This window comes from Pseudomonas sp. Sample_24, assembly GCF_004307605.1.
GTDB lineage: Bacteria > Pseudomonadota > Gammaproteobacteria > Pseudomonadales > Pseudomonadaceae > Aquipseudomonas.
The window spans coordinates 1-15342 of sequence record NZ_RCNW01000261.1; the positions used below are offsets into that span (position 1 = coordinate 1).

16 protein-coding genes are annotated in these 15342 nt (G+C 60.7%); 9 read left to right on the plus strand and 7 right to left on the minus strand.

The genetic code is table 11. The annotated features are described in order from the left end of the window. The 4 genes from D8V06_RS14455 to lnt form a co-directional block, all read left to right on the plus strand. The coding region (locus tag D8V06_RS14455) for a PhoH family protein (RefSeq protein ID WP_177434426.1) at positions 1–320 on the plus strand (320 nt) is incomplete at its 5' end. Beyond that, on the plus strand, positions 313–807 hold the full coding sequence (gene ybeY / locus D8V06_RS14460; protein ID WP_056855901.1) for an rRNA maturation RNase YbeY: 495 nt from the start codon (positions 313–315) through the stop codon (positions 805–807). The genes D8V06_RS14455 and ybeY, both read left to right, overlap by 8 nt. A 5-nt stretch (positions 808–812) precedes the next feature. Next, positions 813–1652 carry an HlyC/CorC family transporter gene (locus tag D8V06_RS14465; protein ID WP_128606005.1) on the plus strand — a complete coding sequence of 280 codons (840 nt, stop codon included), beginning with the start codon at positions 813–815 and terminating at the stop codon, positions 1650–1652. An 8-nt stretch (positions 1653–1660) separates the two neighbouring features. Further along, positions 1661–3184 carry an apolipoprotein N-acyltransferase gene (gene lnt, locus D8V06_RS14470; protein ID WP_130931188.1) on the plus strand — a complete coding sequence of 508 codons (1524 nt, stop codon included), beginning with the start codon at positions 1661–1663 and terminating at the stop codon, positions 3182–3184. Positions 3185–3281: 97 nt separating this feature from the next. Here the strand turns inward: lnt and D8V06_RS14475 are convergent, their stop codons facing one another. After that, positions 3282–4043 (minus strand): YdcF family protein, encoded by a 762-nt coding sequence (locus D8V06_RS14475; protein WP_130931189.1) that lies wholly within the window; start codon positions 4041–4043, stop codon positions 3282–3284. Positions 4044–4147: 104 nt separating this feature from the next. After that, complete coding sequence (locus D8V06_RS14480) at positions 4148–4468, minus strand: hypothetical protein (RefSeq protein WP_056855795.1); 321 nt, start codon at positions 4466–4468, stop codon at positions 4148–4150. 281 nt (positions 4469–4749) lie between these two features. Here D8V06_RS14480 and leuS point away from each other — a divergent pair, with 281 nt between their 5' ends. From leuS to D8V06_RS14505, 5 genes are all read left to right on the plus strand, one after another. Next, entirely contained in the window at positions 4750–7356 is a 2607-nt protein-coding gene (gene leuS / locus D8V06_RS14485; protein WP_130931190.1) for a leucine--tRNA ligase, read from the plus strand. A gap of 88 nt (positions 7357–7444) precedes the next feature. Beyond that, on the plus strand, positions 7445–8050 hold the full coding sequence (gene lptE / locus D8V06_RS14490) for an LPS assembly lipoprotein LptE (RefSeq protein WP_056855902.1): 606 nt from the start codon (positions 7445–7447) through the stop codon (positions 8048–8050). A 39-nt stretch (positions 8051–8089) separates the two neighbouring features. Next, complete coding sequence (holA, locus tag D8V06_RS14495) at positions 8090–9127, plus strand: DNA polymerase III subunit delta (protein WP_056855797.1); 1038 nt, start codon at positions 8090–8092, stop codon at positions 9125–9127. A gap of 230 nt (positions 9128–9357) precedes the next feature. Beyond that, entirely contained in the window at positions 9358–9522 is a 165-nt protein-coding gene (gene arfA / locus D8V06_RS14500) for an alternative ribosome rescue factor ArfA (protein ID WP_056855798.1), read from the plus strand. Positions 9523–9584: 62 nt separating this feature from the next. After that, a complete protein-coding gene (locus D8V06_RS14505) occupies positions 9585–10907 on the plus strand; it encodes a lytic murein transglycosylase (RefSeq protein ID WP_130931191.1) in 1323 nt (440 codons plus the stop codon). Positions 10908–10999: 92 nt separating this feature from the next. Here the strand turns inward: D8V06_RS14505 and D8V06_RS14510 are convergent, their stop codons facing one another. From D8V06_RS14510 to D8V06_RS14530, 5 genes are all read right to left on the minus strand, one after another. Continuing rightward, on the minus strand, positions 11000–11950 hold the full coding sequence (locus tag D8V06_RS14510; protein WP_130931192.1) for an LD-carboxypeptidase: 951 nt from the start codon (positions 11948–11950) through the stop codon (positions 11000–11002). 176 nt (positions 11951–12126) lie between these two features. Next, positions 12127–13125: a lipoyl synthase gene (gene lipA, locus D8V06_RS14515; protein ID WP_177434428.1), complete on the minus strand. Its 999-nt coding sequence runs from the start codon at positions 13123–13125 to the stop codon at positions 12127–12129. Positions 13126–13150: 25 nt separating this feature from the next. Next, positions 13151–13798 carry a lipoyl(octanoyl) transferase LipB gene (lipB, locus tag D8V06_RS14520; RefSeq protein WP_056855802.1) on the minus strand — a complete coding sequence of 216 codons (648 nt, stop codon included), beginning with the start codon at positions 13796–13798 and terminating at the stop codon, positions 13151–13153. Continuing rightward, positions 13798–14073 carry a DUF493 domain-containing protein gene (locus D8V06_RS14525; RefSeq protein WP_056855803.1) on the minus strand — a complete coding sequence of 92 codons (276 nt, stop codon included), beginning with the start codon at positions 14071–14073 and terminating at the stop codon, positions 13798–13800. Before D8V06_RS14525 ends, lipB begins: the two co-directional genes overlap by 1 nt. 83 nt (positions 14074–14156) lie before the next feature. After that, positions 14157–15314 carry a D-alanyl-D-alanine carboxypeptidase family protein gene (locus D8V06_RS14530; RefSeq protein ID WP_130931194.1) on the minus strand — a complete coding sequence of 386 codons (1158 nt, stop codon included), beginning with the start codon at positions 15312–15314 and terminating at the stop codon, positions 14157–14159. Positions 15315–15342: the final 28 nt, after the last annotated feature.

The window sequence follows — 15342 nt, forward strand, 5'->3', positions numbered from 1 at the left end:
ACAACAGCTTCATCATTCTCGACGAGAGCCAGAACACCACGGTCGAGCAGATGAAAATGTTCCTGACCCGGATCGGATTCGGCTCCACCGCGGTCATCACCGGCGACATCACTCAGGTCGACCTGCCCCGCGGCACCAAGTCCGGTCTGCACCACGTGATTGAAGTGCTCAAGGATGTGCCGGGCATCAGCTTCACCCACTTCCAGCCCAAGGACGTCGTGCGACATCCGCTGGTGCAGCGGATTGTCGAAGCCTACGAGCGTTTCGAAACCAAAGCGGCCGACGATGCAGCCGCCAGGGAAAGCCGCCGCGATGCTTGAGCTTGACCTGCAAATCGCCACCGAAGCCAGCGCCCCTAGCGAAGCCGAGTTCCGCCAGTGGTGCGAACTGGCCCTGCGCCAGCGTACGGCGGATTCGGAAATGACCATTCGCCTGGTCGACGAAGCCGAAGGCCGCGAGCTGAACCACACCTGGCGGCAAAAGGATTACGCGACCAACGTCCTGTCGTTCCCGGCGGACGTGCCGGACGAGTTTCTCGACATCCCGCTACTGGGCGATCTGGTGATCTGCGTGGCCGTGGTTGAACGCGAAGCTGCTGAACAAGGCAAGGAACTCAAGGCCCATTGGGCACATCTGGTGATTCATGGCTGCTTGCATCTGTTGGGTTACGACCATATAGATGACGAGGAAGCCGAAGAAATGGAAGCACTGGAACGAACGTTGCTTGCTGAACTGGGCTTTCCCGATCCGTACGCGGACGACGAAACCGACGCATTCCCTACCGAAACAACAAAGGATTCAGAGTAATCGCTATGAGCGAAGATCGATCGAGCAACGGGCAGAAGTCATGGCTGGGTAAGCTCACCCAGGCTTTTGCCCACGAGCCGAAAAACCGCCAGGAGCTGCTGGAGCTGCTGCGCGATGCACATCAAAACAAGTTGCTGGACAGCGAAGCGCTGGCCATCGTCGAAGGCGCCATCCAGGTTGCAGACCTGCAAGTACGGGACATCATGGTCCCGCGTTCGCAGATGATCAGCATCAAGGCGACCCAGACACCCCGCGAGTTCCTCCCGGCCGTCGTCGACTCGGCTCACTCCCGTTACCCGGTCATCGGCGAAAGCCACGATGACGTAATGGGCGTGTTGTTGGCCAAGGACTTGCTGCCGTTGATCCTCAAGGAGAACGGCGACAGCTTCAACATCAAGGATCTGCTGCGCCCGGCCACCTTCGTGCCGGAGTCCAAGCGCCTGAACGTGTTGCTGCGCGAGTTCCGCGCCAACCACAACCACATGGCCATCGTCATTGACGAATACGGCGGCGTGGCCGGTCTGGTGACGATCGAAGACGTGCTGGAACAGATCGTCGGCGATATCGAGGACGAGCACGACGTCGAAGAAGACAGCTACATCAAGCCGCTGCCCAGCGGTGACTTCCTGATCAAAGCCCTGACGCCGATCGAGAATTTCAACGAGTTCTTCGACAGCGAATTTTCCGATGACGAGTTCGACACCGTCGGCGGCCTGGTGATGAGCGCGTTCGGGCACCTGCCCAAACGCAACGAAATCACCGAAATCGGCACCTACCGTTTCCGTATCCTGAATGCCGACAGCCGTCGGATTCACTTGCTGCGCCTGACGCCCATTGCTCGCTAAGGATTGAAATGCGCTGGACAACCCGCCCCGGCTGGCCCGGTAACCTGCTGGCCGTGGCGGCCGGTGCAATCACCACCCTGGCGCTTGCGCCATTCGATATCTGGCCACTGGCATTGCTGGCCGTCGGGCTTTTCTATGCCGGCCTGCGCGAGCTGACACCACGCCAGGCCCTGGGCCGTGGCTGGTGCTTCGGCTTCGGCCTGTTTGGTGCCGGTACCAGCTGGATCTACTACAGCATTCACCACTTCGGTGGCGCATCGGTGCTGCTGGCCGGTTTTCTGATGCTGATCTTCACGGCGGCGATTGCCTGGTTCTTCGCCCTGCCGGCCTGGCTTTGGGCGCGCTGGCTGCGACGCAACGAAGCTCCGCTGGCGGATGCCCTGGCGTTTGCGGCGCTCTGGGTCGGCCAGGAAGCCTTTCGCGGCTGGTTCCTGACCGGTTTCCCCTGGCTGTATTCCGGTTACAGCCAGCTCGATGGCCCGCTGGCCGGGCTCGCCCCCGTCGGCGGGATGTGGCTGATTTCCTTCTCCCTGGCCCTGACCGCGGCCCTGATCTACAACGGCGTGCGTCTGATCCGCGCCGGGAGTAAAGGCTTCATCGTGATCGGTGCATTGTTGCTGGTCGCTCCGTGGATCGCCGGCATGGCCTTGAAGCACCACGCCTGGACCAGCCCGTCGGGCGCCCCCCTGAGTGTCGCGGCGATTCAGGGCAACATCGAACAGAGCATGAAGTGGGACCCGGCGCAGCTCAATGCACAGCTTGCGCTGTACCGTGACATGAGCATGAGTTCCAAGCGCGTCGACCTGTTGATCTGGCCGGAGACCGCAGTCCCTGTGCTCAAGGAGTCCGCCCAGGGCTACCTGGACATGATGGGTGAGTTCGCGGCAAATCGGGATTCGGCCCTGATTACCGGTGTGCCAATCCGAGAAGTGGTCCATCAGCAGAAGCGCTACTTCAACGGCATAACCGTCGTCGGTGAAGGCGACGGCACTTACCTCAAGCAAAAACTGGTGCCGTTTGGCGAATACGTGCCGTTGCAGGACGTGTTGCGCGGGCTGATTGCGTTCTTTGACCTGCCAATGTCGGACTTTGCCCGCGGCCCGGCCGATCAGCCGATGCTGCAAGCCAAGGGGTATCAGATCGCGCCATACATCTGCTACGAAGTCGTCTACCCGGAGTTCGCCGCTGGCCTGGCCGCGCAAAGCGACCTGCTGCTGACGATCAGCAACGACACTTGGTTCGGCACCTCCATCGGCCCGCTGCAACACTTGCAGATGGCGCAGATGCGCGCACTGGAGGCCGGACGCTGGATGATCCGCGCTACCAACAACGGCGTCACCGGGCTGATCAACCCGTTTGGGCAGATCACCGAGCAGATTCCGCAGTTCGAGCGTGGCATTTTGTATGGCGAAGTGGTGCCGATGCACAACCTGACGCCTTACCTGCAATGGCGCTCCTGGCCGCTGATCATCACCTGCGTGTTGCTGTTTGCCTGGGCATTGGTCGCTAACCGGATGGCCAAGACCGTTTAAACCTGACCTGCCTATGTGATGAGCGGGCCTTTTGTGGCGAAAGGGCTATTGTGGCAGGGGAGCTTGCTCCCTCGCCACAGGTTGTCAATCGATAGACCTATCGATAAAACAACGAATACCCCACCTGCCCCACCGCCTCGTTCATCATCTGCCCGCTCTGCCAGATCGACTTGAACTCTGGCAACCAGCCACCCAGCGGTCGGGCGTTGTCCGTTCCCAAAAAGCCCATCGGTGCCGGCACCACCTCAAACCCGGCCTTGCGGAAACTCCAGGCTGCTCGCGGCATGTGCCAGGCGTGAGTCACCAGCACCACGCGCTTGACCCCTTCGGGTAACAGCACCTGGGCACTGAACTGCGCGTTTTCCCAGGTCGTGCGGCTACGACCTTCCTGCCAGCGCACCGACACGCCGAAATCATCGCGCAAGGAGTCAGCCATCAATTGGGCCTCGGTGGGTGGCGTACCGTAATGCAAACCGCCACTGGTCAAGATCGGCAGGCCTGAAGCTTTGGCCAGCCGCGCGGCATAGCGTTGACGTTCCAGGCCCACCCCGGTCGGCTGATCGGCGCCCCAAGCCGAATCACCGCGCTCGCGCCCCGAGCCCAGCACCACAATCGCATCAGCGTGTTGCGCCAGTGTTGCCCATTCGCTGAGCGCCAGCGGCGGCTCTCGCTCCAGCAGTGCCGCGCTCCATTGCACGAAAATCGGCAAGCTCATCAGCCAAAAGCCGCCAAAACCCAAGGCAAAACACACGGCGGCCAACTTTGGTCTGGAGCGGCGCCACCACCAGGCAAGCGCCAGCAGCAGCAACAGAAGGCCCGGCGGCAAGAGAAGTTGTTTCACGAAATAACGAAAAGGCATCGAGCATCTCCATAAAGATGCCCGAAGCCTAAGTGGGTTGATGCAGTGCGACAATGAATACGCAAGGACTATGCTTCAAAAAACCCTGGAGCATGGCTCGATACCTACTTGAACTGCATAGACCGGACCTTTACCGCGTCTCTGCCAGGTACCTTGTCCTTGAGCCAGATAATCTTGGCTGAGCGTGGTGCGTCGAGTTGCTTTACTGCCTCGGACAAGCATCCGTGTGTCTCACGCTCACTGCGATCCAGATACGCCTTGACCAAAGCAAACTCAGCGGGGCTCAAACCACGCAATTCCAGCTCCAGCGGACGTTCATCACGCAACCGGCCTGCGGTTTTCGCCGCTTCCAGGGCCAATCCAAGACGATCAATCAGTCTTTCGTACAACTCCGGTTTTGTAGCTTTGCGTCGTGACTCAACCATCCCTCACCTCATTGGAAGATAAGACCTACTCCCCAGTTAGAGCTTAGCTTCCATGAACAAACCGGCTGAGCGCCGCGACCAACGGCCCTCGCGGCGTTTTTCGCAAGACGCGTGGCAGCAATCAGGGTTTCCCTCGATAGAGCACGGTCATGTATGCTACGGCGCTTCCTGTAACTCCACTTCCAGCTCGTCTGGGCACGGAAACGCCGAATTGGCGCCCTTACCGTCCAGCGTCGCATTGAAGAGGATTAGGCCACCCCTATTCAGTTCAAAAAGTAGCCATGCACGAACAATATCAGCCCCGTGAAATCGAAGCCGCCGCCCAGTCGTTCTGGGACGAGCAAAAGTCCTTTGAAGTCAGTGAACAGCCAGGCAAGGAGACTTACTACTGCCTGTCGATGTTCCCTTACCCCAGCGGCAAGCTACACATGGGGCACGTGCGCAACTACACCATCGGCGACGTGATCTCCCGCTACCAGCGCATGCAAGGCAAGAACGTTCTGCAACCGATGGGTTGGGACGCCTTCGGCATGCCGGCGGAGAACGCCGCGATGAAGAACAACGTAGCGCCCGCCAAGTGGACCTACGAAAACATCGCCTACATGAAAAACCAGCTGCGCAGCCTGGGCCTGGCGGTGGACTGGTCGCGTGAAGTGACCACTTGCAAACCCGATTACTACCGCTGGGAACAATGGCTGTTCACTCGCCTGTTCGAAAAAGGCGTGATCTACAAGAAAAGCGGCACCGTGAACTGGGACCCGGTCGACCAGACGGTACTGGCCAACGAACAGGTAATCGACGGTCGCGGCTGGCGCTCCGGCGCGCTGATCGAAAAGCGCGAAATCCCGATGTACTACTTCAAGATCACCGCCTACGCGGATGAACTGCTGGAGAGTCTCGATGATCTGCCGGGCTGGCCTGAACAGGTCAAGACCATGCAGCGCAACTGGATCGGCAAGTCCCGCGGCATGGAAGTGCAATTCCCGTACAACGTCGATTCCATCGGCGAAGCCGGCACACTCAAGGTATTCACCACCCGTCCGGACACCTTGATGGGCGCGACTTACGTCGCTGTGGCTGCCGAGCACCACCTGGCTACCCTGGCCGCACAGAACAACCCTGAGCTGCAAGCGTTCATCGCTGAATGCAAGGGCGGTAGCGTGGCTGAAGCCGACGTTGCCACTCAAGAGAAGAAAGGCCTGCCGACCGGCCTGTTCGTCGAGCACCCGCTGACGGGCGAAAAACTGCCGGTGTGGGTCGCCAACTACGTACTGATGCACTACGGCGATGGTGCGGTCATGGCGGTTCCGGCCCACGACGAGCGCGATTTCGAATTCGCCCACAAGTACAACCTGCCGGTCAAGTCGGTGGTGCGCACCAGCGCTGGCGACACCAATCCGGCGCCATGGCAAGACGCCTATGGTGAACACGGCACACTGATCAATTCCGGCGAGTTTGACGGCCTGGACTTCGCCGGCGCTTTCGACGCGATTGAAGTGGCGTTGATCAAGAAATCACTGGGCGCCTCGCGCACCCAATTCCGCCTGCGCGACTGGGGCATCAGCCGTCAGCGCTACTGGGGCTGCCCGATCCCGATCATTCACTGCGCGGCCTGCGGCGACGTTCCGGTACCGGAAGATCAACTGCCCGTCGTGTTGCCGGAAGATGTCGTACCGGACGGCGCCGGTTCGCCACTGGCGCGCATGCCCGAGTTCTACGAATGCAGCTGCCCGAAATGCGGCCAGCCTGCCAAGCGTGAAACCGACACCATGGACACCTTCGTCGAGTCCTCGTGGTACTACGCGCGCTACGCCTCGCCGCACTTTGAAGGTGGCCTGGTGGAAAAATCGGCGGCCGACCACTGGTTGCCGGTGGATCAGTACATCGGCGGTATCGAGCACGCGATTCTTCACCTGCTCTACGCACGCTTCTTCCACAAGCTGATGCGCGACGAAGGCCTGGTGAGCTCCAACGAGCCGTTCAAGAACCTGCTGACCCAGGGCATGGTGATCGCCGAGACGTACTATCGCCGCGAAGCCAACGGTGCTTACACCTGGTTCAACCCGGCGGACGTTGAACTCGAACGCGACAGCAAAGCCAAGGTCATCAGCGCCAAATTGAAATCCGACGGTTTGCCGGTGGAAATCGGCGGCACCGAGAAGATGGCCAAGTCAAAGAACAACGGCGTCGACCCACAGTCGATGATCGACCAGTTCGGCGCAGACACCTGCCGCCTTTTCATGATGTTCGCTTCGCCACCCGACATGAGCGCGGAATGGTCCGACTCCGGCGTGGAAGGTTCGCACCGTTTCCTCAAGCGCGTCTGGCGTCTGGCTCAGGCACATGTCAGCCAGGGCCTGCCGGGCAAACTCGACGTTGCCAGCCTGAATGACGAACAGAAAGCTGTGCGTCGCTCGATCCACCTGGCCATCAAGCAAGCCAGCCAGGACGTCGGCCAGAACCACAAATTCAACACCGCCATCGCCCAGGTGATGACGCTGATGAACGTTCTGGAAAAAGCCGCACAAGCCACCGAACAGGATCGTGCACTGATTCACGAAGGCCTGGAAACCGTGACGCTGTTGCTGGCACCGATCACACCGCACATCAGCCACGAGCTTTGGAATCAGCTGGGTCACGCTGATCCTGTGATCGACGCCGGTTGGCCGGTACAGGACGACAGCGCACTGGTGCAGGACAGCCTGACGCTGGTCATTCAGGTCAACGGCAAGCTGCGGGGCCAGATCGAAATGCCGGCCACCGCGACCCGTGAAGAAGTCGAAGCCGCCGCACGCGCCAACGAAAACGTGCTGCGCTTTGTCGATGGTCTGGCCATTCGTAAAGTGATTGTGGTGCCCGGGAAACTGGTCAACATCGTCGCCAGCTAATTGGATCGGGCGCCAGGCCCTGCCTGGCGCCAAGTAAAACCTTTCGGGCCGCATGATCGGCCCACATGGTTTCAAGGGGAGCAACACAATGATCAAACGCAACTTGCTGGTGATGGGCCTCGCGGTCCTGTTGAGCGCCTGCGGTTTCCAGCTGCGCGGCACCGGCACCACCGAACTGGCGATCACGGAACTCGACCTGAGCGCCCGTAACGCTTACGGCGACACCGTCACCCAACTGCGCCAGGTTCTGCAAAGCAGCGGCGTCAAGGTCTACAGCGGCGCGCCTTACAAGCTGTTCCTGGCCGACGAACAGGAATCCCAGCGCATCCTCAGCTATGCCGGCGCCGGTCGGACGGGCGAGTATCAGTTGAACACCGTGCTCAGCTACAGGATCCTCAGCCAGGGCAACCTGTCGCTGATCGACGACAAGCTTGAAGTACAGAAGGTCTTCATCCACGACGGCAACAACCTGGTGGGGTCTGACCAGGAGGCCGCCGATGCGCGCAAGGAAATGCGTCGCGAGCTGGTGCAACGCATGATGCTGCGCTTGCAGCAGATCACGCCGACCCAGTTGGCCCAACTGCAACAGACTGCCGAAGCCAAGGCCAAGGCCGAAGCCGCCGCGCTGGAAGCGGCGCAGAAGGCTGAAGCGGAAACCCCGCGTCAGTCGCCTATCGAACTGCCGCAGCAGTAAGACTTGCGGGGCGCTCAGGCGCCCCGTTCGCCCTCTCTTATGAAACTCGCGCCCGCCCAACTCGCCAAACACCTGCAAGGTGCCCTCGCGCCGGTCTATGTGATCAGCGGCGATGACCCCTTGCTGTGTCAGGAAGCCGCCGACGCCATCCGCACCGCCGCCCGTCAACAGGGTTTCGATGAACGCCAGGTGTTCGCCGCCGACGCCAGTTTCGACTGGGGCACGTTGCTGCAAGCCGGTGCGAGCATGTCGCTGTTCGCCGAAAAGCGCCTGCTGGAGCTGCGCCTGCCCTCAGGCAAGCCCGGTGACAAAGGCGCTGCCGCACTCATCGAGTACTGCTCACGGCCGGCCGAAGACACGCTGCTGTTGATCAGCCTGCCCAAGCTCGACGGCAGTGCGCAGAAAACCAAGTGGGGCAAAGCACTGGTCGAAGGCGCACAGACCCAGTTCGTGCAAATCTGGCCGGTGGATGTCAGCCAGTTGCCGAGCTGGATCCGTCAGCGCTTGTCCCAGGCTGGCTTGTCTGCCAGCCAGGACGCCGTTGAACTGATTGCCGCACGGGTCGAAGGCAATTTGCTGGCGGCGGCCCAGGAAATCGAAAAACTCAAGCTGATGGCCGAGGGCGGTCAGATCACGGTCGAAACCGTGCAGGCTGCGGTAGCCGACAGTGCGCGATTCGATGTCTTCGGGTTGACCGATGCGATCCTCAACGGCGAGGCCGCCCACGCCCTGCGCATGCTCGAAGGATTGCGCGGTGAAGGTGTCGAGCCGCCGGTGATCCTCTGGGCTTTGGCTCGCGAGCTGCGACTGCTGGCCAACATTTCGTTGCAATACAGCCAGGGTACGCCGCTGGACAAAGCCTTCAGCCAGGCCAAACCACCGGTTTGGGACAAACGTAAACCGCTGATGAGCAAAGCCTTGCAACGCTACTCGGCGCCACGTTGGGCGCAGTTGCTGTTGGAAGCGCAACGCATCGACGCGCAGATCAAGGGCCAGGCGGCGGGTTCGCCGTGGATGAGCTTGAGTCGGTTGACGCTGTTGATGGCTGGCCAGCGTTTGACGTTGCCTGCCGAGTAACGCTTTTGTGGCGAGGGAGCTTGCTCCCGCCGGGTTGCGAAGCGACCCAGTCCACCCATCGCGTTTCTTCAGAAAAGCCCCGCTTGCCCATTTGCGACTGCTGCGCAGCCGAGCGGGAGCAAGCTCCCTCGCCACGATTCACATTTCCTGCACAACCTAGGGACTAGACAGAAGCCTCGCTTGAGCCGATGATTTGCCCCGCAAAAAACCTTTACTTGCGAGAGTCCATCATGAGCAAAAAGCCGTCCAAACGCGGCCCCAACAAGGCCAAATCCATCATCGCCCAGCCATTGTTCCGCAGCCGTCAGGAACGAGCCGGCAAGGGCAAAGGCAGCTACCGCCGCGAAGCCTTCCAGTCTGACAACTGGGAGGCTTCTTACTTTCTGGCAGCCTGAAAGGCATGCATCCGCTCAACATGTTAAGGTCTGCACCTGATCCGTTTTCCCTGGACCCGTGCATGCCCCTTTGTCTTTCCCGTCGTTGGCACCTGCGCCAATTGATTGCTGCCTCCAGCCTCGTTTTGCTAGTCGCCTGCGCGGAAAAACCCACCGCCGCCGACGCCCAGCCATTGAAGACCCTGCCAGTCGCCACCGCCCCCGCGGTTGTACCGCCGGTGGTACCGAACGGTGAAAACCTCGACATCCAGCCGACCCAGACCTTCGCCGAATGGCAGGCCGGTTTCCGCAAGGATGCCCTGGCCGCCGGCATTCGTGCCGACCTGTTCGACCGCGCCTTTGCCAATGTCAGCCTCGACCCCAGCGTGATTCGTGCCGATCGCAGCCAACCGGAATTCGCAAAACCGGTGTGGGAATACCTCGATGGCGCCGTGTCGCCGCTGCGGGTTCGCAAAGGCCAGGCACTGGTCGAACAGTACGCCGACATCCTGCAGAGCATCGAACAGCGTTATGGCGTTGATCGTCAGGCCCTCGTTGCCGTGTGGGGCATGGAAAGCAACTTCGGCCAGTTCCAGGGCAGCAAGTCAGTGATCAATTCGTTGGCAACCCTGGCTTACGAAGGTCGTCGCCCAGGATTCGCCCACGCGCAATTGATTGCTGCGCTGCAAATTCTGCAACAGGGTGATATCGAGCCAGAAAAAATGCTCGGCTCCTGGGCTGGCGCCATGGGCCAGACCCAGTTCATCCCGACCACCTACAACACTCACGCCGTGGATTTCGATGGCGACGGCCGACGCGACATCTGGGGCAGCGCCACCGACGCCCTGGCTTCGACCGCGCACTATCTGCAAAGCTCCGGATGGCAGAGAGGCCAACCGTGGGGCTTTGAAGTGCAATTGCCGGGCAGCTTCAACTACGTGCTGGCCGACGGCACAATCCGCAAGAGCGTCGCCGAATGGCAGCAACTGGGCGTCTCGCTGCCCAACGGCCGCCAGGTCCCGGCAGGTTCCGAACACTTGTCCGCAGCGCTGCTGCTACCAGCGGGCTACCGTGGCCCGGCCTTCCTGGTGCTGGACAACTTCCGCGCCATTCTCAAATACAACAACTCATCGTCCTACGCCTTGGGCGTCAGCCTGTTGTCCGAGCGATTCAATGGCGCGGGCCTGATCAGCGGCACTTGGCCAAAGGATGATTTGCCGCTGAGCCGAACTGAGCGGATCGAGCTGCAAAACCTGCTGAGCGCACAGAAGTACGATGCGGGTACCGCCGACGGCATAATCGGCGCCAACACCCGCAAAGCGATTCGCAGTGCCCAGCAGTCGTTTGGCTGGCCGGCGGACGGATACCCGACGCACAAGTTGCTGGAAGGTTTGCGCAACCGCTGAAAGCAACGCGGGCAAGCCTCGTTCCTACAGGGTTTTCGCAACCTGCAGGAGCGAGGCTTGCCCGCGAAAGCTGTCTATCAGGCGACAAGCACCTAAGGCTTGATCACCACATCCTGCTCCACCACCAACTCCTTGTTCCCTGCATCCAGCCTGACCAGCGCCCCCATCGGCAGCGTCAGGTTCGGATCGCAATGACCGCTGCGCCATCCGGACAACACCGGAATCCGCAAAGGCCCGAACATTTGCTTGAGCAACTGCTCCAGCGCCGGCACCTCAACCCCCGCCACATCACCCACCAACACCCCACGCAACTTGCCCAGCGTGCCGGCCAGTCGCAGGTGAGTCAGTAGACGGTCGACGCGATACAGCGGCTCGTTGATGTCTTCAATGAACAGAATGACGCCCTCGGCATCCATTTCGTAGGGCGTGCCCATGGTCGCGGCGATCATCGACAGATTGCCCCCCAGTAAACGCCCATGGGCGATGCCCGGTTCAACCGTGGTCAAGGGATAGGCCGCCGGATGGGCCAATAAGCTACCCGCCTTGACCTGCCCTCGCAGCATGTTGAAAAAAGACGGCTCGGTCGGCTTTTGCCGGCCACCCAGCAGATCGGCGTTGAGCAACGGGCCGTGAAATGTCACAAATCCCGCGTAGCGACTGATCGCCAGGTGCAGCGCTGTAATATCGCTGTAGCCGATGAAGGGCTTGGCGTTACTGCGCAGCAGCTGGAAATCGATGCGATCGAGCAACCTCGGCGTGCCATAACCACCGCGCAAGCAAATGATGGCGTCGACTTCGCTGTCGGCGAACGCCGCGTGCAAGTCATTGAGGCGCACATCATCGCTCCCGGCGAGGTAGCCGTCCCGCTCATAGACGCCGGGAAACACCTTCAGCGTATAGCCGCGGGCGCGCATCCATTGCACGGCTTTGTCCGTGTCCAGCGGTGCCGGCCCGGCAGGCGCAATGACAGCGATCACCCCTTCCGACGGCAAGGCCGGAACCGGGGTGTGAGGACAAAGCGTGTGAGTCGGTCGAACGGTCATCCGTGAATCTCCCTGCGTGAACACTTGAGCACACAGTAGTCAGGAACGGGGACAAACAGAAGAGGGATCGTCGCCCCGCAGGTTGCAGGAAAAAACGCCAGTGGCCGTGGGCATGCCAAAAAAAACGCCCGCAAGCCTTGATGCCTTGCGGGCGGATTTTGTTTCTTTTCAGCAGATCAGGACGACATCAGCTCGGCCTTGACCAGCTTCGCCTGCTCGTCGGCGTGGTACGACGAGCGTACCAGCGGACCGGAAGCGACGTTCTTGAAGCCCATCTTGTAACCTTCCTCGGCGAACCAGGCGAAGGTGTCCGGGTGCACGAAACGTTGGACCGGCAAGTGACTGCGCGAAGGTTGCAGGTATTGACCCAGGGTCAGCATGTCGATGTCGTGCTCGCGCATGCGCTTCATGACTTCGATGACTTCTTCGTCGGTTTCACCCAGACCCAGCATCAGGCCGGACTTGGTCGGAATGTGCGGCATCATCTGCTTGAAGCGTTGCAGCAGGGTCAGCGACCACTGGTAATCCGAACCCGGACGCGCAGCCTTGTACAGGCGCGGCACGGTTTCCAGGTTGTGGTTGAACACATCCGGCGGCTCGGCGGCGGTGATCTGCAGGGCGATGTCCATGCGGCCACGGTAGTCCGGAACCAAAGTCTCCAGCTGCACGTTTGGCGACAGCTTGCGGATTTCACGGATGCAGTCGGCGAAGTGCTGGGCACCACCGTCACGCAGGTCGTCGCGGTCTACCGAAGTGATCACCACGTATTTCAGGCGCAAGTCGGCGATGGCAATGGCCAGGCTTTGCGGCTCGTTGACGTCCAGTGGCTTCGGACGGCCGTGGCCGACGTCGCAGAACGGGCAGCGACGGGTGCAGATGTCGCCCATGATCATGAAGGTTGCGGTGCCACCGGAGAAGCACTCGCCCAGGTTCGGGCAGGACGCTTCTTCGCACACGCTGTGCAGCTTGTGCTTGCGCAACAGCGCCTTGATGCGGTCGACTTCCGGGGATACCGGGATGCGCACGCGGATCCAGTCAGGCTTTTTCGGCAGTTCGGTGGTCGGAATGATCTTTACCGGAATGCGTGCAACCTTCTCGGCGCCGCGCAGCTTGACGCCGGCTTCAACCTTGGGACGCGGGGCCGGGCGCTCGGTCACGTCGAGCGTCGGGATCATGGTTTGCACTGCATCAGTAGTCATATCAGTCGATTCCGCCCGTTAGGGTCGTCTGCTCAGCATAGTCGAGGTGTTTGACGAGCTGCGCGCGCAGCCGGGCACTTACCTCGGCAAATTCAATCGATCCTGCGTGATCGCTCAGCTGGGTCATCGCCAGCCCGGCGTAGCCGCAGGGATTAATCCGTCGAAACGGTTCCAGGTTCATATCCACGTTCAGGGCCAGGCCATGAAAGGAACAACCGTGGCGGATCCGCAGACCCAGGGAAGCGATTTTCGCACCGTCGACATAAACACCCGGCGCGTCCGGTTTGGCCACTGCGGTCACGCCGTAGCTGGCAAGCAGCTCGATCAGGCATGACTCCATGCGGCTCACCAGATCACGTACACCAAAACCCAGCTTGCGCACGTCGAGCAACAGGTAAGCCACCAGTTGCCCGGGGCCGTGGTACGTGACTTGCCCACCCCGGTCGACCTGCACCACCGGAATATCTCCCGGCAACAGCAAATGCTCGGCCTTGCCGGCCTGGCCCTGCGTGAACACCGGCGGGTGCTCGACCAGCCAGATCTCGTCGGGCGCACTGCTGCCGCGTTCGTTGGTGAAGCGTTGCATGGCATGCCAGACCGGCTCGTAAGCCATCTGGCCGAGCTCGCGAAAGCCCAGCGTGCCGGACATCACAGCACCATGTGCACGAAACCGGTGGCCCGCAGTTCGCTGTTGATGTTGTACAGCTGGTCCTGGTCGGTCGCGACGATGTGCAACTGGATGGTGGTGTATTTACCGTTGCTGCTTTGACGCTCGTCAACACGCTCATCATTGATCTTGGCGTGTTTGCGGACGATGTCGATGATCTTGTCCTTGTTGCCCACACCCGTGTCGCTAATCACCTTAACCGGGTAATCAGTGGCAGGGAATTCGATCTTGGGCGCCTTTACTTCGGTATCGGTCATGGCGTAACGGCCTCGTAAGCGTAAGCCGTGGCGACGGCAAAGCCCCGCGCCGGATCAGCGCAGGGCTTTGCAGGTGCACACTATCAGTTGAACAAGCCGTAGAAGAATAGACGGATGCTATCCCACATGCGGCGGAAGATACCACCCTCCTCGACGCCATCCAGAGCGATCAGGTCGGCGCTGTGCACTACCTTGTCTTCCAGTTTGACTTCGACTTTACCGATCACGTCGCCCTTGGCGATTGGCGCAACCAGTTGCGGGTTCATGGTCATGCTGGCAGCGAGCTTTTTCAGCTGGCCTTTGGGCAGGGTCATGGTCAGGTCTTGGGCCAGGCCGGCCTTGACTTGATTGGTGGCGCCTTTCCAGACAGGAGCCTGAGCCAGCTCGGCGCCTTTCTGATAGAAGGTCTGGGTTTCGAAGAAGCGGAACCCGTAGGTCAGCAGCTTCTGGGTCTCGGCGGCGCGAGCCACTTCGCTGTTGGTGCCGAACACCACGGCGATCAGACGCATGCCATCACGCACGGCCGAGGACACCATGCAGTAGCCTGCTTCGTCGGTGTGGCCGGTTTTCAGACCGTCGACCGTCTTGTCGCGCCACAGCAGCAGGTTACGGTTCGGCTGTTTGATGCCGTTCCAGAAGAACTCTTTCTGCGAGTAGATCGCGTAGTGAGCCGGGTCTTCGTGGATGATTGCGCGAGCCAGCACGGCCATGTCGTGAGCCGACGAGTAGTGCTCAGGGTTCGGCAGACCGGTCGGGTTCATGAAGTGGCTGTTGGTCATGCCCAGGTCGCCAACGGTTTTGTTCATCATGTCGGCGAACGCGTCTTCGCTGCCGGCGATGTGCTCGGCGAGCGCAACACTGGCGTCGTTGCCCGACTGAATGATGATGCCGTGCAGCAGGTCGCTGACAGTGACTTGCGAGCCGACCTTGATGAACATCCGCGAACCACCGGTACGCCAGGCGTTTTCGCTGACGGTGACCGGATCGTTTTCACCGATCTGGCCACGACGGATTTCCAGCGTCGCGATGTACGCGGTCATCAGCTTGGTCAGGCTGGCTGGCGGCAGACGCTGGTCACCATTGTTTTCGACCAGCACGTTGCCGCTGCTGGCGTCCATGAGCACGTAGGCCTTGGCGGCCAGTTGCGGTGGGGACGGCATCATCTCGACCGCGAAAGCGGCTGGCGAGAGGAGCAGCGGGACTAGAAGGCACAGGCGTTTGGCAAAGGTGGTGATGTTCATCCGTCTCTCGAAATCGCTAATGGAAACT